Genomic DNA, 19502 nt, shown 5'->3' with positions numbered 1-19502 from the left:
TCTCCTAATCTTTTTCCCATTCCGGATCATCCCCTTTGTAAATAAGTTTAATTTATTTGAAAGGAGGACTCCAGTTTATTTAGGGGGCCTAGGAGCATTATGCAACATCGAAGGCATAAAGGTGGGATCTGGACAGAATTGTTGCATTTTCTACAACATCATTCTATCCAGAAGATGGATTCATTCATTCATTCATTCATTCATTCATTCAAACCTTAACTCCCCTCTACTCCAACTATTTCTCACGTGTGATCCTATACCCCTTTCTTATTCATGGTAAACGTAAATAGACCCGAAAGAGGTCACTTTTTTCAAAGTGTTCATCTTTCGGGTCTTACTTCATTAATTCTTGCCCACTTATTTTTTTGTTTTCCATCGTCTGCATGGGAAAGCCATCCGACCTTTAGTTTGGGGAACGTCGAATCGTTATTTGGGGAAATCGGAGCTTGAAATCGAATAAGAGGAAAGAGAAAGCGCTATTTGACCAAATGAAACGAGCCGGAGGCTAAAAACAGCGATATAACGCCTCGTCGTTCCCTAAGCATATTCTAATTGCTATAGTGAGAGTTTTTATACTATAAAATATCGTGTCGTTCTACGGCTTCAATCACTTTCAGACGAGTATCTAAATTCACTGGATGACCATAGGCAAGTTCCAACGCCCATAGGACTGCGCCCGTTGCAGGCGGGACTTGTAGAAGGATGTAATTGCAGCTGTGATTGGTCAAGCTTGCAATATGATTTTTGAAGTTTTGCAGAAGCAGAGGACTTTCAGCTTTGACCCAAACTGATCCTGCAAGAATGATATCGACTTCATGGTCAAAATCCAGATTGTGCATGCAGCCAACCGTGGAGTAGGCCAGTTGTTTGGCCGTGTTATCTAGAATATTCAGAGCTACGGAATCCCCGTTATCTGCCGCGGAGAACAGGATTTGCACCAGCTTGGTGGTGGGACTTGTTCGCTTTTGTATGCCGTTCAAGGTGTATTCAATGAACAATTCTTTACTGGGTATTTGCAGCAGCTTCATGACGGGTTCAGTCATCATGGTTCCTGGCCCCATACGGTAGAAAAAGTCATAGACAGCCCGAAGTACTTTTCTGGCTAGAAAGAAACCCCCAGCTTCATCACCAGACAGCTCACTGCCAACACCGCCGACTTGAAGGCGCTTTCCACTTGGAGAAATACCGCCCGTAGCGGAGCCCGAGCCATTAATGGAGCAAATGCCGAAGCCCTTTTCACTGCCAGCTTTAATACCAAGGAATGAGTCATTGTCCATGGCATAGTGAGTAAAGCCGATACGCTCAATGACTTTGCATAAATTTTCTTTCTGGGATGGAATATCCGCGCCAGCTAATCCGAAAGCACCGGCTGCTATATGATCCATCGTTATCTGATTGCGCGTCAGCAAATGCTGAATATTTTCATTCATGATTCGGAATGAGCTCAGGTATGCATCGGGGAACTGCTCGTGACTGCATGTACCTGTGTGAATATGGTCTACAAAGTTCCCTAGGATATCAAATAGAAAGTAGTCCGTTTTACTATTTCCGCCGTCGACACCAATAATGTAGTTTTTAACTATCATGACTACTTCTCTTTAGAGAAAAACTGTGGGAGATAGGCCTTGTGGGCTTCTTTCAACTCATTGAAGCAGTTATGCGCGGCATCATAATCACCAACCAATGGATTCATCAATAGCGCGCGCATGGCGGCATCTTCGCTGCCGTTCACTGCAGCAGCTACGGTTTCACGTTCGTAGGCTTTGACCATACGCATATAATCAATGATATGTTGATTATTGAAATCCGTAACTTTGATCGGTGTGGCGCCATTTTTACCAATAACGGCACAAACTTCAACCGCATCGGAGTCTTCCATGAAATCTAATGCCCCGTTGTTAAGAAGATTGACTACATGTATCTCTTGTTTATCGTTATAGATGGCATCGACTAAACTGATGGCTACTTCTGAGTAGTTGGCACCTCCACGCGTGGAAAGCAGCTCCGGCTTTGAATGCAGTTCGGAATCCAAGTAGATGTTGAGCAGCTCCTCTTCGATCTGCATACATTTCTCGCCTCGAGTTAATTCACTTTCTTTCAATAATGTTAGCTTCTTCTCTTTGAAGTAATAATATTCCAAATAAGAAGAAGGTATGGCTCCCACCATCTGAACGACCTCTTTACTGAATCCGCTTGAAGGAATATTCTTCATCGCTTCACTGTTAAGCCCCATATCAAGTGCCGTTTTCACATAATCCTTACCATCTTGCTCAATCGTAGTAATCCAGCTTAAATGGTTAAGTCCCACATAGGTAAAGCTAGCATGGTCTAATTGCAAGGTTTCACGAATGCTCTTGAACATGTTGAAAGGAACATTGCACAGACCTAGCATCTTCACGTTGGAATGGTTAAGCAGAGCTTCTGTAATAATTCCGGCTGGATTGGAGAAATTGATAAGCCAAGCATCCGGACACAGCTCTTTCATACGGTCGGCAATTTGAAGCATAACAGGAATGGTGCGCATGGCTTTAAAAAATCCACCGATTCCGCAGGTTTCTTGCCCGATTAAATCGTATTTGAGAGGAATGGTCTCGTCGAGTACGCGGGCAGGCAGCTTACCCACACGAATTTGTGATAACACAAAATCCGCATCCTGCAGCGCTTCATCCAAGTTTTCGGTTAAGATGACTCGACAAGGAATATTCGCTGCCTGTATCATGCGCTCACAGAGATTGCCTACAATGTTTAGCTTTCTTGCATCAATATCCATGAGTACTAGTTCATCTATTGGTAATACGTCTTTTCGCTTAATCATTCCTTCAATCAATTCTGGGGTGTAGGTGCTTCCTGATCCAATAATCGCTATTTTCAATTTTTTATTCATCCATGTAGTCACCCTTCCTATTTAGCTCAATCTCGCTGCTATTATAGCATCGCATTCAGAAACGCTGCAATATAATTTGAAATTTAATTTTACTTTGAGTGGTATATTTTGAAAATAAATTTCTTAACTTAATATTCGAAATTGTGTCCTATTTTAGATATTAATCTTGTTTTTTTGAGCAATTATTCGTATGATGAGATTAAAATTTTAGCTCAGAGAAAATAGGGTGAACAGATAATATATATGTCAATTAATGATAATATTTTGATAAAAATTCGTGATATGAAAGAAAGCCTAACTCCTGTAGAGAAGTTGGTAGCCGAGTACATTTTGGAGAATTTAGAGGAAATCCCGCATCTTTCGATTAAGAGCCTTGCCGGGCTGACGAAGACCAGTGACGCATCTGTTCTTCGTTTCTGTAAAACGATGGGGTATAAAGGTTACCGGAACTTTATTGTAAGTATCTCAGCTTCAATTGGATCTATGGACGATGATGAGAAGGATCAGTACACCGATATACAACCTGGGGATGATCTATCTGTCATTATCTCTAATATTTCTCGCAATAATAGTAAATCTATTGAAGACACCCTCAGTGTCATTGATAAAAATGAAATAGCCCGTGCTGTAAAAGTCCTGCGTGAAAGTAACCGTATTGCATTTTTCGGAATCGGTGCTTCCGGTCTGGTCGGTATCGATGCGGAGCAGAAATTTTCAAGGATTAACAAGATGTGCCATACCTACACAGACGGGCACAGCCAACTCACGGCAGCTACGCTGATGGACAAAAGTGATGTAGCCATCTTTATTTCGAATTCCGGCAGTACGGTGGAAATTCTCGATTCGCTAGAAATAGCCAAAAAAAATGGCGCATGTATTATTGCCATTACCAAATATAATAAAAGCGAGTTAGCAGATAAGGCGAATATCGTCTTGAGCATCTCAACACCAGAGGTAACCATCAGAAGCGGTGCCATGGGATCGCGGATTGCCATGCTGACGGTAATTGATATTCTTTTTGCGGGTGTAGCCAGTGCGGAATACAAGAAAGTGAAGAAATATTTAGCTAAAACGCACGATATTATAGCCAGCAGCAAGCATCGTAAATAAAAGACAAAGACAACGCCTTAGCAAGATCAAGTCGTTGTCTTTTTTTTGTTGTAAAATAAAATAAAAAATCAAAACTTTATTGTAATAAGAAATAAAATTTCAAAAACTATTGACCATCATGAAATTTTTCGCTAGTATGAAATTAGAAATTGTAGCAAACAGGATAGGAGGAAGGCTATGGATGAGTATCTGTCGGGGTTGACTACGGAAGAGATTAACGAGAAAACACTGATTATGGATGAATGTACAACGGAACAAATGCTGCGTTTAATGAATGAGCAGGATGCTGAGGTTCCCGCTGCTGTGGGAGCAGAAATACCGCAAATTATGAAAGCGGTTGATATTTTACATCATGTTCTAAAAAACGGTGGCAGAATGTTCTACGTAGGGGCTGGATCTTCTGGCAGACTCGGTGTGCTAGACGCTTCTGAATGTCCTCCTACTTTTGGTATTGACCCCATGCTGGTGCAAGGTCATATCGCCGGTGGCGATGGGGCGCTAAGAATTGCAGTTGAAGGTTTTGAGGATAACGCGGAGGAGGGGATCGCACTCATTGAACGGTGCGGTGTGACAGACAAGGATGCTGTTATCGGAATTACGGCCAGTGGAAGCGCACAATTCGTCATTGCCAGTTTAAAAAAAGCAAAGGAAATTGGTGCAGCAACGATCGGCGTAGTGAATAACAAAAATTCGAAATTAGAGCCTGTCTGTGATGTTTGTATTGCGCCAGTGGTTGGGCCGGAAGCGATTATGGGATCTACCCGATTGAAAGCGGGGACAGCACAGAAGCTGGTTCTAAACATGCTGACGACCTGTACGATGGTGAAGCTTGGAAAGACGTATAACAACCTCATGGTAGATATGAAGGCAAGTAATATCAAATTGTATGATCGTTCTGTTCGAATCATTAGGGCAGCAACAGGGGTAAATGAAGAGTGCGCTATTGCCCATTTGGAAAGCGCTTCCATGAATTGTAAATTAGCGATTATGATGATAAAAACCGGTTTGGATGCAGCGGAGGCAGAACGAGCATTGAATCAATGTGACGGCCGATTGAAAACAGCCATACGTACTTTTAGCAAAGTTGTTTGAAATACTTAATATAAAAAGGAGAGACCTTTGAGCTACGCTCAAAGATCCCCATAAATGGAGGTCTATTTTCATGAAAAGAAAAATGCCCGTATTAGCATCCGTCGTAGCTTTAACCATGGCTTTAACAGCTTGTGGTGGTACTTCCGGCACGAAAGCAACAACTACACCAGCAGGCACGCCTGCTCCAGCGGCTACTGCCGGCGCCTCAACTGCTAAAGACACCATTACGGCTTTGCTGCCGCCAGTTTCACCGAACTACCAAAAGACTTTCGAACAAATGTCCAAAGACTTTACGGCATTGTATCCGAATCTGACATTGAAAATCGAACCAGCAAGCTGGGAAGATATGAAACAGAAATTGGATACGCAAGTGAATGCAGGCAGCCCACCGGATATTGCGTTCGGAGGCTCTGACGGCATCCCTAAGTATCTGCAGCAAGGTTTGCTCATGGACATTACAGATTCAGCAACTCCTGAGATGATTAACGATTATGATAAAGCTCCGCTTGAATACATGAAGAACGGCAAAGGACTTTACGGTTTCCCGGCGTACATGGAAGTTCATGCACTTGGCGGCAACAAAGAGTACCTGGAAAAGGCCGGCATCGATTGGAAGAAAGTACAAACGAGCGGTTGGACGTACGATGAATTCCGTCAAGCGGTCAAAAAAGGCGTCGTAACTGAAAACGGCAAAACACGCTATGGTTTCGTGTTCGCGGTGAAGGGCGTTGCAGCCGTTGACTACTTGGGTATCATGGCGAAAAATGCGGGCATGCCTCACGCGTTTAATAAAGATTTGAAATATGCTTACACTAGCAAAAACTACTTAGGTCTTCTGAAAGATCTTCGTGCGTTGATCGATGACGGCTCCATGCCGAAAGAGCTTAGCTCTGTAGACGCTGGTAAACGTTGGAACATGTTCCTGACAGGTCAAACGATGATCACAGGTAAAGGTCTTGCGGTGTTTGAGAATTCCGCTAAAACTAATAACGCAAAACTTAAAGCAGCTGATGCAAGCGCTGTAAAAGATTCCATCCCGGTTGATTATGTGGTATTGCCGGCTCCGACTTTCCAAGGTGCAAAACCTTCATTCGCTACTGTCGTTGACGGTTACATGACGTTCCGCGGTAAAAAGGAACCGACTGCTGAGCACAAAGCGAATGTCGTAAAAGCGGCTTACTTCTTAGCAAGCGGTAAAAATGCTGCAGCAACAAACAGTGATCTGTTCTCTGCTCACATTACGCAAAGCGGTAAAAAAGCGGCTGAAAGCATGAAAATTGACAGAAGCCCTGAGAACATAGCTGCTGTGGACTACATGCTGAAAAATGCAACACCGGCTCGTTCGGATATTCCGACAGAACTGGGTGCCAAAGCGATTAAATTGGAAACAGAAGTTATCGTGCCTAAGTTCCAAGGTCTGATTGCAGGTGAAATTACGCCTGAAGCGATGTATGAAGCTGTGAAAACTGCTGCAATTGCTGCATTTGGCGCAGACGGTGTTGTAAAAGATTAATCATAAGTTGTAACCTCGGATAGTCGTGATGCATGTTACGCGGCTATCCGAACTATTTTAATCCGAGTTTTCTGAAACGGGGTTTGGGGGTTAGACAGTATGGCAACGAATATCGCTAAACCGATGAAAAGAAGGAGAATCAAAGGAGAAGGTGCGTGGGGATATGCATTCATTGCTGTGGCTTTGGTCGTTTTTGCGATGTTCACCGCATACCCGGTCGTAAGCGCGTTTATCATTAGTCTCCAAGAATACAAGCCTCTTGGTTCCACCTATGTTGGATTCGACAATTATGTCTCTACAGTGAAAGATGGTTTGTTTTGGCAAGCCATGCGCAATACCGTCGTCTATACGCTTTTGACAGTACCTGTTAACTTGTTCTTGTCCATGGTAATCGCTATATTAATTCTGCCGCTCAGGAAAAAAACGCAGGGCTTTTTCAAAGGTGTCTATTACTTGCCTGTTGTGGCTTCAGGTGTTGCTTTATCCGTCGTATGGCTTTGGATCTTCGATCCAATGGAAGGCGGAATTTTGAATCAGTTCATTCATTTCTTTGGCTTTACCAATCAGAACTGGCTCGGATCAAGCAAAACAGCGATGTTTTCTTTGGTTCTGATGTCCTGGTTGTCCAGTCATGGCACAAGCATTATCATCTACCTAGCCGGTCTACTCGGGATTGATGATACGTATTACGAGGCAGCGGAAATGGACGGAGCGAACTTTTTTCAAAAGCTGTGGCACATCGTTGTTCCTTCTTTGAAGCCCGCGACGTTATTCCTTTTGGTGACAGGCGTTATCGGTTCTTTCCAAGTGTTCCAAAACGCTTACCTCATGACCGGTGGCGGTCCGAACAATGCGACTACCATGGTGGGTCTGCTGATTTTCAATAATGCATTTACTTACTTTGAATTCGGTAAAGCCGCGGCGCAATCGCTGATTCTAGCTGTTATTATCGCGGGAATTTCGGTTATTCAGTTCAAATATGCAGGGAAAGACGTCGAGTATTAAGAGCGGGGGATAAAAAATGGCTTTATACAGCAATCATGCAGGGAAACCTAGAGTAAAAACCATACGTAATTCAATCATTTTTATCGCCCTTCTACTTTTTGCTTTGGCGACGATATTTCCGATCTATTTCATGGTCATTTCATCCTTTGCTGATCCGGTTGAGGCCGGAGCGGTGAGCTACTCCATTTTACCAAGCAAGTTTACATTCGCTTCCTTTAAATTTTTCTTTGATTACAGTGAGTATTCGTATCGTTGGATTTTGAACTCTCTGATCGTGGCGACTACCGTGATGGTGTCCAATGTTATTTTTGCCAGCATGGCCGGTTATGCATTTTCTAAACTTCGTTTTAAAGGGAAAGGCGTGCTGTTTGCTGTGCTGCTTGTCTCGATGATGATTCCTTACCAAGTTACGCAAGTTCCTTTGTATATTCTGGTTGTTAACGTGTTCGAGCTGCAAAATACGTACAGCGCGTTAATTATGCCGGGTATCGTTACGGTATATAATATTTTTCTGGCTAAACAATTTATGAGCAGCATCCCGAACGAGATTATGGAAAGCGCCAAGATCGAAGGGTGCAGCCAGTTCACGATCTATTGGAGAATCATTCTGCCTTTGTCCAAAACCGTACTCGCCGTCATGGCGATTCTAACGTTTATGGATAGCTGGAACACATTCTTCTGGCCGCTTCTTGTGACCAATACGATGGATATGCAGACGATCCAAGTTGGACTCAAAAACTTCCGCTTCGCCAATACGACGTTTATCGCGCCGATGATGGCGGGTGCTACGATCTCTGCACTGCCGATGTTTATTCTTTTCTTTAGCTTGCAAAAGTATTTCTTAGAAGGTGTAACGGTTGGTGCGGTGAAGGGTTAATACTAGCCGCGCGCGGGGGAGGTATAACTTCAGCATGATTGTGTCTTGGGATCAACAATATCGTCAGGCGGTCATTGACTTATGGAATGAAGAAGCCGTGAAAGAAGGCTACAAGGAGCTTACCGAACAAACCTTTGAGCGTATCTTCACGGCCAACCCTTATTTTGATAGTCAAAATGCTTTTGTGTTACTGGAACAAAATGAAGTCAAAGGCTTTGCCTGCGGCTGCACAGGGGAAGATCTGCCGCTTGGGGAAGTGGCGGGATACATTACCTGCATCGTTTTAGCTGAAGACAACAAAACCGATGAGAACTATCAAGGCATGCTTAACGCTTTGGAGCGTCGCTTTCAGCAGCTGGGAAAAAAGCAAGGCGATGTCTTATTTTTTAATCCGATGTTATTGCCGTGGTATATACCGGGGACACCGAAGCATGAGCATAACAATGCGCCGGGCGTACCGATTGAAAGTGAATTGTATGCATTTTTGCTGCAGGCAGGGTATGTGGAACGCGCCATAGAGTGCGCCATGTATTTGAAGCTGGACGGTTTCACCATACCAGAGGATATCAGAGCGAAGGAAAGCAAGGCCGCAGTTGATGGCTACACAGTGGAATTGTTCGACCCGGAAAAGCATGACGGCGTGGATGATATGCTGAATGGATTTAATAATCTTTTATGGCAGAGGGAAATTGGGCAGAGCACGGCAGAAGGTGTGCCGGTCGTTATTGCTGCATATAAAGGCAAGGTTATCGGATTTGCTGGTCCGGTCATCCGTCAGGACAACGGCCGGGGTTATTTTGCTGGGATCGGCGTGCTTCCTGATCATGAGGGACACGGGTTGGGCAGCATTTTATTCTTTAAGTTGTGTGAAGCTTTTCGTTCGATCGGGACCGACTACATGTCGCTCTATACGGGTAGTACGAATCCGGCTATCCGCATTTACGAGAAGGCAGGCTTTACAACCGTCAAACAATTTTCTGTTATGAGAAGGGAGTTTGTGTGAGTGAGCGAGCAAAAGTTAACGATTCTGGCTATCGGTGGACATGTTGGGGATGCCGAATTAACGGCAGGAGGGGTACTGGCAAGTCACTTTTTGAAAGGTGACCGCATTGCGACCCTAGCGCTGACAGCAGGTGAACGCGGCGTTCCGGCAGGACAAGATATGGCCGAATATCGCGTGCAGAAAGTGAATGAGGCGAAAACCTTTGCCGAGATGCTGGGCGGGGAAGCGTTCGTATTCGACGATATTCCTGACGGTGAGCTGCAGGATGATCAGGACATGCGTTTTCGCGTATGCGATGTCATTCGTCAAGTTCGTCCCAACGTTATTATTACACATTGGAAGAACAGCATGCACAAGGATCATATGACTACGCACCGCATCGTCAATGATGCCCGCTATTTTGCCGCCTTGCCGACGTTTGAGCGAGAGCTTCCCGCGCATTTCGCGCAAAGATTGTATTATGCCGAGAACTGGGAGGACGCCGTCGACTATCGTCCGTATGTGTACGTCGACTATGACCAAGAAGTCTTCGATCTATGGGTGAAGGCCGTCTCCACGCACTGGTTCGTAACAGGCAGCAAGTCCTTCCAGTACCTGGAATACTACAAGCATTTAATGCGTGTCCGCGGGATTGAAGCCAGAAAGCAATATGCACAAACCTTCATGATTCCAGAAGAAAATATGCGTGTCATCCAAACTGAATTATAAAAAATAAAACCAACCTCTACACACGCGGCCGCTCATTCTTGAATGGTCTCGTTGGAGGTTTTCTCAATTTGGGGATGGGTAAAGGGTAGATGACCTTCGATTTGCATAGTTTGCAACATGGCATAAGGGAATTTTACATAGATAATCACTCGGTAAAGTGATGATTCTGTTTTTTGTTTTCTGGTTTGTAGGGGAAGTGAGTGGGGAAAGTGGGAGTTAGTAGTTTGTTGTTAGAAGATAGATGTTGGAAGAGAAGTAGAAGTAAGAGTTAGTAGTCAGAAGTTAGAAGTTAGAAGTTAGAAGTCAGAAGTCAGTAGTCAGTTGTCAGTAAGTAGTAAGTAGCAAGTAGCAAGTAGTAAGTAGTAAGTAGGAGCTTGGGGTTAGTAGTTAGGAAATAGGTAGGCAAGTTGTACTTCATACAACAATTCTCCTCAGTTTCTTCAGGATAAGCTGAAACTGTTGTACGGTGTACAACAATTTAGCCATATTTCTCGCTAAAAGGTTACTTTTGGTTAAAATTGTTGTATTTTCTGCAACATTCGCGAGGATTTCGTGGATTCTCTTGTCTATTGTTGTACAACGTACAACATTTCAGGGAGGAGCAAGATATCTTAGGCGAAAAGTGGGGTTGACCACCTCCCGGAGGTGCTGTAACGCGTACCCAGGATTCGAGCGCGTCAAAATTTGCTCGGCATCAACTATGCATAACACACTCAACTAGAACGGCAAAATCCGTTTTTCTTTTATCAAACAAAAAGTAGGAGGCAGCTATGATCAGAAACGGTATCGATTGCATTGAGCAGTACACTCATCTATTTAAAGGGAAACGATTGGGACTAATAACAACCCCTACCGGCTTAACTAATGACTTCGTTTCCACCATTCAAATTTTGCATGAGAATTTCAATCTCACAGCCCTTTTTTCACCGGAACATGGTGTGCGTGGAGATCAAGCAGCAGGCGCTATGGTAGAAACGTATCTGGACCCAATCACACAGGTGCCGGTGTATAGCTTGTACCGTAAGGATTCCAAGCGCATGAGTCAGGAAATGCTGAATGAGATAGATATAGTCGTCTATGATATTCAGGATGTGGGCACACGATACTACACTTTTATTTATACGATGCTGTATGCTCTGGAAGATTGTGCGAAAGCAGGCAAGCCATTTGTCATTTTGGACCGGATCAACCCACTGGACGGGGTGACGGTAGAAGGTAACATTTTAAAGCAGGACTACCAATCTTTTGTTGGCAATTATCCACTTTGTGTACGTTACGGTCTAACTGCAGGTGAGGTGGCCACTATGGCTAACGATCAGATGAACTGGCATTGTGATCTGCATGTGATACGTGCTGAGGGCTGGGAGCGGAAGATGCAGTTCGCTGATACCGGTCGGCACTGGGTGATGCCCTCTTTGGGCATTCCCCGGTTTGATACGGCATTGTTGTATCCAGGAACCTGTATATTTGAAGGCACCAATATGTCGGAAGGAAGAGGAACCACAGTTCCTTTTGAAATCGTAGGAGCCCCGTTCATCGACGCTCAACAACTGGCGGATGAGATGAACAGTAAGAAACTGCCTGGGGTCGTTTTTCGTCCAACTTATTTTAAACCGACCTTTTCCAAATTTCAGGGAGAGTCATGCAGCGGCGTTCAGCTTCATGCGTTGGATACCCGAGCGATTCGGCCATTGGAAACAGCGATCACATTGATGTATACCATTAAGCGTAACTATGAACAATTTTCTTTCCTGCCGCCTCTTAAAGAGGGATCAAGGCCTTTTATTGATTTATTGTGCGGGGATAAGGTGTACCGTGAAGATCCAGTAGATGTTTCGGTGTTGTTGGAGCAATTTCGGGACGAAAGTCGGGAATTCGCACAGATGAAACAGCAGTATCATCTGTATTAAGGAAATTTGAGAACGCGACAAGATAGTTATTCATAATGCCATCACTGCGAACGTTACAGGGGGCGGGAGGCGATCGTGTTGAGCATTTCTAAGGTACATAAGTTCCGATTCGCCCTTTTTTGGCGGCTTTTTACCACCTATTTCATCGTTATTCTCATGCCGGTTATTGTTGCCAGTTTGATGGCACATGTTCTGGTGGTCAGTACGATCGAGAAGGATGCAGAGAAGCTCAACGATGTCATCATAAGCCACTTTTCCAAGCAAACGGACACCGCATTAGATTCGCTCAAGACAAATATGATTAACATGCTCAGCTCTTCCAATTTAACGAGTCTGCTCCGTACTGTGGACGATTCGCGTGAAAACCAACAGCGTGCGGAGCAGTTTCACTCTCTCAGAGAGCAGTTGATGAAGCTTCAATCCGATAAATTGGTTTCAAAGGTATTCTTATATTTTGTGAATCACGATCTGGTTGTCGATGTCGATATTTATACGGACAAAAGGTATTACTTTGATTTCACTTATCCGCTTGACGAGCAGCAGAGAAAGGCGTACCTGTCCCATTTTACAGGCAAAAAAATGATGGACTTTACCGATCCGAGTACAAACGGCATGTCGGCCTTAATGAGCTATCCGTTTAACAGCGTTAAGCCCGATGTGTATTTGGTTGTCGATTTCGCTGAGGACAAGGTCAAGGAGCAGATCAGCATTCCGGAAAAATGGGTGACAGGAACGGCAATTGCGAGCAGCCAAGGTCTCATCATGAATCAGGTTGGTTTGACAGATAAGGAAGCGAAGGCGGTGCTGGAGCATACACACGCAAATTCCAAGGGGTCTCAATTTCTCATTACGAACGAAGTCGCAATGTCACTTGTGAAATCTAGCTTCGACGATTCGTGGTATTACGTGAGCATCGCGGATATGCGTACCCTGATGAAGCCAGCGTACATCACACGGGTGATTAGTTGGGCGTTTCTCGTCTTTTTCCTCGTGGTGGGCAGCTTCGTGTCTTACTATTTAAGCCGTCGCGTCTATCGTCCGATAAAGGAAATTACGGAAGAAAATAAAGAGCTGTCTCAAAGGGTGAGCGGGATGTTCCCCGTCCTGCAGGAGCTTTTCGTAACCAAGATTCTGCTGGGTGAATATCGGGACGCGCTGTCCATCGAATATTATGCGAAGGAAATCGAGTTTACCTATAACAAGAACGCGATGCGCACGGTTCTCTGCATTGCGTTTCACTACAATTCGCCCGCCTATGAACAGCTGTCGGAGACGTCGAAGTCTTTCCTATTCATGGAACTCAAAGAACGCATTGTCAAATCGTCGCCATCGCTGGTCTGGCTCTGCCAAACAAAGCCGGACGTGATGGCTTGTGTGGTGCTGCATGACCCGTTTCTGCACTTCGGAGCCGAGGAGGCCGCGAACATTGTCAGCCTCTTGCTTGAACAGTACAGCGAATACTTTAAAGCGACGATTGGAATCGGGAAGACGGTGAACGCTACCGAAGAGCTGCATGAGTCGTATAAGCTCGCGTTGTCCTTGCTGCAGAATCGCGGACTTGATTCCGATGTGGAGATATGTCGTGGACCGAATGTATGGGATCGAACGCAGTGGGAAAGCTTCTTATCTGTTCAGGATGTTAACCGTATCTTCAACCAATTCAAGACGCGGGAATATGATAAGCTGCTGCAATCTGCTTTCGAAATGCTCGAAGTGGGAATACGCAAGAATGCCACTGCCATCCAGGCTAAATATTTATGTACCGACGTTCTCAACACATGGATCCGCGCAGTAGAAACCGAACAAAACGATTTTAACGTGCCGTTCTTTTCAGACCTGTTCGAGCGGCTCAATCGTTGCATGACATGGGATGAGCTGAAAGTCTGTTTCCAGGACATTCACAGTGTCTTATTTCGGACAGAGGAGCCTGATCAGCGTGCAAAGCAGTTTACAGAGATTTTGGACTATATTCATGCGCACTATAATGAGGAGCTGTCGATCGAATATTTTGCCGGGCTCTTGAACATGTCGAACGGCCACTTCAGTCGTACCTTCAAAGAAGAGATTGGCGAGAAGTATGTGGAGTATATTGCGAAATACCGACTGATGAAGGCGAAGCAATTTTTGCTGGAGACGGACATGAAAATCGATGACATTGCGGAGAAAGTAGGTTACTGGGGACGCAACTCGTTTATTCGAACGTTTCGTAAATATGAAGGGATTACGCCAGCGAAGTATCGCACGATTAACCATTGAACGAACAGAGACTTCATTTTTTCCGAAGTCTCTTTTTTTTCATCCGATCTCCTGAAATGACCTGGAATCCCTAGGAAACCTGCGTCTGCAAAAAAAGAGACTTCCCGTAATTATGCAATCTTTACGGGGCAGTCCTTGCTTTGTATAGTTAGGCCATTAACTCAGAGTTGTAATTGTTATGAGTAAATGGGGGTGGGTGATATGGTGCCGCAACGAAATGTTATGTGGTACATATTGAAGAAACATAGAGCGCTATATCTATTAATGCTGCCGGGAATTTTGTACTACATCATTTTCAAATATGTGCCCATGTATGGCGTCATCATCGCGTTTCAAGACTATTCGATCGGTAAAGGCATTCTAGGCAGTAAATTTGTAGGCTTGAAGCATTTTATCGAATTCTTCTATGTAAATCCGGACTCCTGGAAGCTGATCCGCAATACCGTCATGCTCAACGTGTACGATTTGCTGTTTCATTTTCCAGCACCGATCATTTTGGCCATTCTGTTTCACGAGCTTAAGAACAAAACGTTTAAACGAATTGTACAAAGCATCAGCTACATGCCGCACTTCTTATCAACGGTAGTCATCGCCGGCATTCTCGTCACGTTTCTGTCTCCGCAAACCGGGATCATAAATTTCATTCTTGTCAAAATGTTCGGGATGGAGCCAATTCTATTCCTAGGGCTGCCGAATTGGTTTCGGACAATCTACGTCAGCTCCGAAGTTTGGCAAAAAATCGGCTGGGGAACGATTCTGTATCTGGCTGCAATTGCCGGCATCGATCCGACTCTTTATGAAGCCGCTAAAATGGATGGGGCGAACCGTTACCAACAGATGCGCCATATTACGTTCGTTGGCATGGTGCCCGTCATGATCATCTTGTTCGTTCTTACGCTTGGCCATTTTATGGAGACCGGATTCCAAAAAATATTGCTGCTTTACAATTCCATGAACTATGAAACATCGGATGTCATCAACACATTCGTGTATAGGCGCGGTATCTTGGATGCGGATTTCAGCTTCGCCACAGCCGTCGGATTATTTCAGTCGGTGATCGGCCTTATCCTCGTCATCGCCGCTAACCGGATCGCTAGAAAACATTCAGAAACGAGCTTGTGGTAAAGGAGGAGCCCTTTTGAAAATTAAACAATCGATGGCTTCAAGGGTATTTGATACCTTCAACTATGTGATCATGATCCTTCTGATGATCGTTATGGTATACCCGCTGGTTTATGTATTCAGCGCTTCGATCAGTGATAACGCCTTCGTATCGAGCGGGGATATGCTCATCTTTCCTAAAGGGGTAACGCTTATTGCTTATAAGCAGTTGGTGAGCAATCCGGATCTATGGATCAGTTACTGGAATACGATCCGTTATACGATCGTTCATGTGATACTAACCTTGCTCGTAACGTCGGCTATGGCGTATCCGCTAGCGAAGAAATGGCTGCCCGGCCGCAGAATCATTTTGATGATGGCCGCTTTTACGCTGCTGTTTAGCGGCGGTATGATTCCAACGTTTCTCGTTGTGCAGAAGCTGGGGATGTTGAACTCGATATGGGCAATCGTCCTGCCTTCCCTGATCAGCACGTGGTACTTGTTCATCATGCGTACGTTCTTTGAGGCATTACCGGAGGAGCTTGAAGATGCAGCAACGATCGACGGCTGCTCCTCGTTACAAGTGCTGCTGCGTATTGTGCTTCCGCTATCCATGCCGGTATTGGCGACAATCGGCTTATTCACAGCCGTGAATCAGTGGAACGCTTTCTTCGATGCACTCATTTACTTGAACGACCGTTCGATGTACCCGCTGCAAATTATGCTCCGGAACATTCTTGTGGCCGGTACTACGATTCAGGCTGAAGGCGATCTGAGCCTGCTCCAAACGATGAAGTACGCCATCATCATGATCGCTACGCTCCCGATCCTATGCGTTTATCCGTTCATCCAGAAATACTTCGTGCAGGGAACTATGATCGGCGGCATCAAAGGATAGTTCTAGATTCCCCGGAATCTAACGCTATAGAGGGATACTTTTTTACCACGATAGGGAGGGTTTCATATGAAAAAAAGAAATGTCGCAACAGGTTTGACTACGGTTATGCTCATCAGTTTGGTCGCAGCAGCCTGTTCGAGCCAACCGAATGGTACTCCTGCGGGCGGAGAACCGAAGAAACCGGACGAGTCCAAGAAGCCGATCACATTCACATGGCTAGCTTACGACCGTCCAGAAGGAAAAGTGCGCCAGGACTGGGACATCTTTAAGGAAATCGAAGCAAAGACCGGCGTAAAGGTCGAGTTTCAAGTGGTCAGTCAAGAAGGTTTGAAGGAAAAGAAGCAAATTATGATTGCGACGAACTCAGTCACGGACTTCATCCAGGTAGATACGTTAGAGGGAAGACAGCACGGTCCTGATAAAGTATTTTTGAACTTAAAAGATTACTTGGATAAAGCACCGAACCTAAAGGCATTTTACGACAAATACCCAGAGGCTAGAGCGGTCGCAACTGGCGTTGACGGCGGTATTTATACCGTTCCTGTTATCGAGGGCGACGCAGAAGGGAAAGGTTTTAACTTCGTCTGGTATACACGCAAGGACGTCATGGATAAGTACGGACTGAAGGCGCCGACTACAGTGGATGAGTTTTACCAGTTCCTCAAAACGCTCAAAGAAAAGCAGCCGGATACTTATCCCCTCATCAATAATGCCATTATTGGCGATACCGGGTTATTTACGACATTCGGCAGAGCGTTCACCGGCATACACGGCTTCTATAACGTCGATCCGGCTACCGACAAATACGCGTTCGCTCCCTATCATAAAGGATATAAGGACTCGCTTGTTTACTTGAATAAATTGTTTAACGAAAAGCTGCTGGATCCTGAATTCTCGATGATTACGCAAGCACAATGGGAAGAGCGGATTCTTAAAGGCAAATCACTCGTGACGTTTTTCTGGAAGGCTGACTTGGAGACGCTTATGGACAAAGGCCGTAAAGCGGGTATAGCGGAGTATACACTCGATGCGATTCCACAATTTGCTGCAGACGGTATTAAGAACTACCAATTCTCACGTCCGGTTGTTGGCGCTACCGGCCGCGCGATCTCGGCTAAGGTGAAAGACAAGGACAGGGCGGTTCAATTTCTTGACTACTTACTGGGAGAAGAAGGATCTAACTACTTATCGCTTGGTATCGAGGGCAAAACGTATACGAAGGAAAACGGCAAGCCTGTCTACAACAAGGATTTTGGCGCTTCGCCATTCACAACACTGCGTAAGGATTGGGGCGTTTGGTACGATATGGTTACGCTCGATAATGCCAAATCCCGCGAGGTGTGGGAGGGTGGCTTAAGCGACAAGAGCAAGGACATTAACAAGAGATACGAATCGTTCATTATTCCAGCGCCGAAGCAGATCGTCAAGACAAAGGAAGAGCTGGAGCTAGAAAAATCGAAGCTGAACAACCTGAACAAATTCCTCGAGCAGAAGCTGACTGAATTCGTAGCGGGCAAGACGCCGATCAACGATAAGACGTATCAAGAATTTATCGATCAAGCGAAGAAGCTCGGAGCTGACGAACTGTTAGGTATGTACAATGCTGCCTATACCCGCACATACGGCAAGAAGTAATCAATTCGTGCAGCTAGGAGGCAAAGGTAATCTATACGCCGGAACGGAGGGGTTCGTATGGCCGAAGATTTCAAGGTCATTGATGTGGATGTCCACAATGAACAGAATGATGTTGACTTGCTGCCGTACTTGGCAGAACCATGGAGGTCACGCGTAGCGGCGACCGGAATCGGGTATGCTGGTTCCGGTTACTATTCGCCTGTAGGTGTCATGAAGAAGGACGCTATTCCGGCCAGCGGCGGTAAAGCTGGCTCGGACCCAGACCTCATGATCAAGCAGCTGCTTGAGGGCTACAATGTCGAATACTGCGTGTTGACCGGGGTTGTGTACAATATTTCAACGACGCACGACCCTGATTACGCGGCTGTGATTTGCTCTGCTTACAACGATTTTTTGATCGCCGAATGGCTTGGTAAACACAAGGCGTTCAAGGGCGCCATGGCCGTCGCCACGCAGGACCCATGTCTTGCCGCGAAAGAGATCGACCGCGTCGGTGGCCATCCCGATATCGTCGAAGTCATGCTTTCTAGTGCGGCTCGTGCCCCCCTCGGCCAGCGACAGTATCATCCTATCTATGAGGCTGCGGAGCGGAATGGTCTACCTATTGCGATTCATCCGGGTGCGGAAGGAGGGGGCAGCTCCACTGCACCTACCGCTGCTGGGTATCCGTCCCGTTACATCGAGTGGCACACATGCTTGTCGCAAATGTTCATGGCTCATCTTGTTAGCATGGTATGCGAGGGCGTATTTGAGAAGTTCCCTCGGTTGAAAGTTGTGCTTACGGAGGGAGGGATTGCTTGGCTGCCGCACCTGATGTGGAGGCTGGATAAGAACTATAAAGCGCTCCGCTCTACCGTTCCTTGGCTGAAGAAGCTGCCTAGTCAGTACATTCGAGAGCATTGCTATTTAACTACACAGCCCATTGAGGAACCGGACAATCCGCAGTATTTGATCGATTTGTTCAATATGATTGATGCCGAGAATATGATTTTGTATTCGAGTGATTATCCCCATTGGGATTTCGATTCACCAAGTATGATTCTGCGGAGACTAAAGCCGGAGGCGAAGCGTAAAATCTTTTACGAAAATGCCAAAAGCTTATATAACCTTTAACTCACGGAGGACCTTATGACGGTACATTACGTGCTGGATGCGGACGCTGTCTCCGAAGGCGGTCACGCCGTCGTCACAATCGAGGGGAAGAGCATCGGCATTTACCGGATAAACGATGAATATTATGCTTTAAACAATTATTGCCCCCACCAGGGGGCGCCGATGTGCGCAGGACTCGTTTCTGGTACTACGCTGCCTTCGGACGTGTATGAATACGAGTACGGTAAAATGGGCGAAATCATCCGCTGCCCCTGGCATGGCTGGGAATTCGATATTCGAACCGGCAAATCTTTATTCAGCGAAAAGATTTGGGTGAAAACGTATAAGGTGAATGTGCAAGACGGCAAAGTTGGTGTTGATCTGGAAAGAAAGTAGACAACGAGAATAAGCCAAATAT

At 45.4% G+C, this 19502-nt stretch carries 16 protein-coding genes; 14 read left to right on the top strand and 2 right to left on the bottom strand.

Annotated features, from left to right (window positions below):
• Window positions 1-575: 575 nt before the first annotated feature.
• Together ASG85_RS21400 and ASG85_RS21395 are read right to left on the bottom strand one after the other, a co-directional pair.
• A complete protein-coding gene (locus ASG85_RS21400; RefSeq protein ID WP_060647710.1) occupies window positions 576-1586 on the bottom strand; it encodes an N-acetylglucosamine kinase in 1011 nt (336 codons plus the stop codon).
• Window positions 1587-1588: 2 nt separating this feature from the next.
• Complete coding sequence (locus tag ASG85_RS21395; RefSeq protein ID WP_060647709.1) at window positions 1589-2884, bottom strand: 6-phospho-beta-glucosidase; 1296 nt, start codon at window positions 2882-2884, stop codon at window positions 1589-1591.
• Between the two features lie 243 nt (window positions 2885-3127).
• Between ASG85_RS21395 and ASG85_RS21390 the strand changes: the two genes are divergently transcribed.
• The 14 genes from ASG85_RS21390 to ASG85_RS21325 all read left to right on the top strand — a co-directional run bounded on the left by ASG85_RS21390 (window position 3128) and on the right by ASG85_RS21325 (window position 19480).
• The gene (locus ASG85_RS21390; protein ID WP_057305501.1) at window positions 3128-3994 is read left to right on the top strand and encodes a MurR/RpiR family transcriptional regulator; all 867 of its coding nucleotides are present in this window, start codon (window positions 3128-3130) and stop codon (window positions 3992-3994) included.
• 177 nt (window positions 3995-4171) lie between these two features.
• Complete coding sequence (gene murQ / locus ASG85_RS21385) at window positions 4172-5086, top strand: N-acetylmuramic acid 6-phosphate etherase (protein WP_060647708.1); 915 nt, start codon at window positions 4172-4174, stop codon at window positions 5084-5086.
• A 70-nt stretch (window positions 5087-5156) separates the two neighbouring features.
• Window positions 5157-6599, top strand: coding sequence for an ABC transporter substrate-binding protein (locus ASG85_RS21380; RefSeq protein ID WP_060647707.1), 1443 nt, complete (start codon window positions 5157-5159; stop codon window positions 6597-6599).
• A gap of 99 nt (window positions 6600-6698) precedes the next feature.
• Complete coding sequence (locus ASG85_RS21375) at window positions 6699-7604, top strand: carbohydrate ABC transporter permease (RefSeq protein WP_057305498.1); 906 nt, start codon at window positions 6699-6701, stop codon at window positions 7602-7604.
• A gap of 16 nt (window positions 7605-7620) precedes the next feature.
• Window positions 7621-8481 carry a carbohydrate ABC transporter permease gene (locus ASG85_RS21370; protein WP_060647706.1) on the top strand — a complete coding sequence of 287 codons (861 nt, stop codon included), beginning with the start codon at window positions 7621-7623 and terminating at the stop codon, window positions 8479-8481.
• Window positions 8482-8515: 34 nt separating this feature from the next.
• The gene (locus ASG85_RS21365; protein ID WP_060647705.1) at window positions 8516-9484 is read left to right on the top strand and encodes a GNAT family N-acetyltransferase; all 969 of its coding nucleotides are present in this window, start codon (window positions 8516-8518) and stop codon (window positions 9482-9484) included.
• Window positions 9485-10192 (top strand): PIG-L deacetylase family protein, encoded by a 708-nt coding sequence (locus ASG85_RS21360; protein ID WP_060647704.1) that lies wholly within the window; start codon window positions 9485-9487, stop codon window positions 10190-10192.
• A 770-nt stretch (window positions 10193-10962) separates the two neighbouring features.
• Entirely contained in the window at window positions 10963-12102 is a 1140-nt protein-coding gene (locus tag ASG85_RS21355) for an exo-beta-N-acetylmuramidase NamZ domain-containing protein (RefSeq protein ID WP_060647703.1), read from the top strand.
• A 75-nt stretch (window positions 12103-12177) separates the two neighbouring features.
• Window positions 12178-14358, top strand: a complete 2181-nt coding sequence (locus tag ASG85_RS21350) for a helix-turn-helix domain-containing protein (protein ID WP_060647702.1) — start codon at window positions 12178-12180, stop codon at window positions 14356-14358.
• A gap of 201 nt (window positions 14359-14559) precedes the next feature.
• On the top strand, window positions 14560-15483 hold the full coding sequence (locus ASG85_RS21345) for an ABC transporter permease (RefSeq protein ID WP_060647701.1): 924 nt from the start codon (window positions 14560-14562) through the stop codon (window positions 15481-15483).
• Window positions 15484-15496: 13 nt separating this feature from the next.
• Entirely contained in the window at window positions 15497-16357 is an 861-nt protein-coding gene (locus ASG85_RS21340; protein WP_060647700.1) for a carbohydrate ABC transporter permease, read from the top strand.
• A 66-nt stretch (window positions 16358-16423) separates the two neighbouring features.
• Window positions 16424-17992: an extracellular solute-binding protein gene (locus tag ASG85_RS21335; RefSeq protein ID WP_060647699.1), complete on the top strand. Its 1569-nt coding sequence runs from the start codon at window positions 16424-16426 to the stop codon at window positions 17990-17992.
• 57 nt (window positions 17993-18049) lie between these two features.
• On the top strand, window positions 18050-19105 hold the full coding sequence (locus ASG85_RS21330) for an amidohydrolase family protein (protein WP_060647698.1): 1056 nt from the start codon (window positions 18050-18052) through the stop codon (window positions 19103-19105).
• 15 nt (window positions 19106-19120) lie between these two features.
• A complete protein-coding gene (locus tag ASG85_RS21325; protein ID WP_060647697.1) occupies window positions 19121-19480 on the top strand; it encodes a Rieske (2Fe-2S) protein in 360 nt (119 codons plus the stop codon).
• Window positions 19481-19502: the final 22 nt, after the last annotated feature.

It is taken from the genome of Paenibacillus sp. Soil724D2 (assembly GCF_001427935.1).
In the GTDB taxonomy this organism is placed as follows: domain Bacteria; phylum Bacillota; class Bacilli; order Paenibacillales; family NBRC-103111; genus Paenibacillus_E.
The sequence above is the reverse complement of the archived record's forward strand: the minus strand, read 5'-3'. Positions and strand labels throughout refer to the sequence as shown.

Bases quoted from the DNA above. Each gene is read 5' to 3' on its own strand.
- ASG85_RS21400 (WP_060647710.1), bottom strand. From the start codon at position 1,586: ATGATAGTTAAAAACTACATTATTGGTGTCGACGGCGGAAATAGTAAA.
- ASG85_RS21395 (WP_060647709.1), bottom strand. From the start codon at position 2,884: ATGAATAAAAAATTGAAAATAGCGATTATTGGATCAGGAAGCACCTAC.
- ASG85_RS21390 (WP_057305501.1), top strand. From the start codon at position 3,128: ATGTCAATTAATGATAATATTTTGATAAAAATTCGTGATATGAAAGAA.
- murQ (WP_060647708.1), top strand. From the start codon at position 4,172: ATGGATGAGTATCTGTCGGGGTTGACTACGGAAGAGATTAACGAGAAA.
- ASG85_RS21380 (WP_060647707.1), top strand. From the start codon at position 5,157: ATGAAAAGAAAAATGCCCGTATTAGCATCCGTCGTAGCTTTAACCATG.
- ASG85_RS21375 (WP_057305498.1), top strand. From the start codon at position 6,699: ATGGCAACGAATATCGCTAAACCGATGAAAAGAAGGAGAATCAAAGGA.
- ASG85_RS21370 (WP_060647706.1), top strand. From the start codon at position 7,621: ATGGCTTTATACAGCAATCATGCAGGGAAACCTAGAGTAAAAACCATA.
- ASG85_RS21365 (WP_060647705.1), top strand. From the start codon at position 8,516: ATGATTGTGTCTTGGGATCAACAATATCGTCAGGCGGTCATTGACTTA.
- ASG85_RS21355 (WP_060647703.1), top strand. From the start codon at position 10,963: ATGATCAGAAACGGTATCGATTGCATTGAGCAGTACACTCATCTATTT.
- ASG85_RS21345 (WP_060647701.1), top strand. From the start codon at position 14,560: ATGGTGCCGCAACGAAATGTTATGTGGTACATATTGAAGAAACATAGA.
- ASG85_RS21335 (WP_060647699.1), top strand. From the start codon at position 16,424: ATGAAAAAAAGAAATGTCGCAACAGGTTTGACTACGGTTATGCTCATC.
- ASG85_RS21330 (WP_060647698.1), top strand. From the start codon at position 18,050: ATGGCCGAAGATTTCAAGGTCATTGATGTGGATGTCCACAATGAACAG.
- ASG85_RS21325 (WP_060647697.1), top strand. From the start codon at position 19,121: ATGACGGTACATTACGTGCTGGATGCGGACGCTGTCTCCGAAGGCGGT.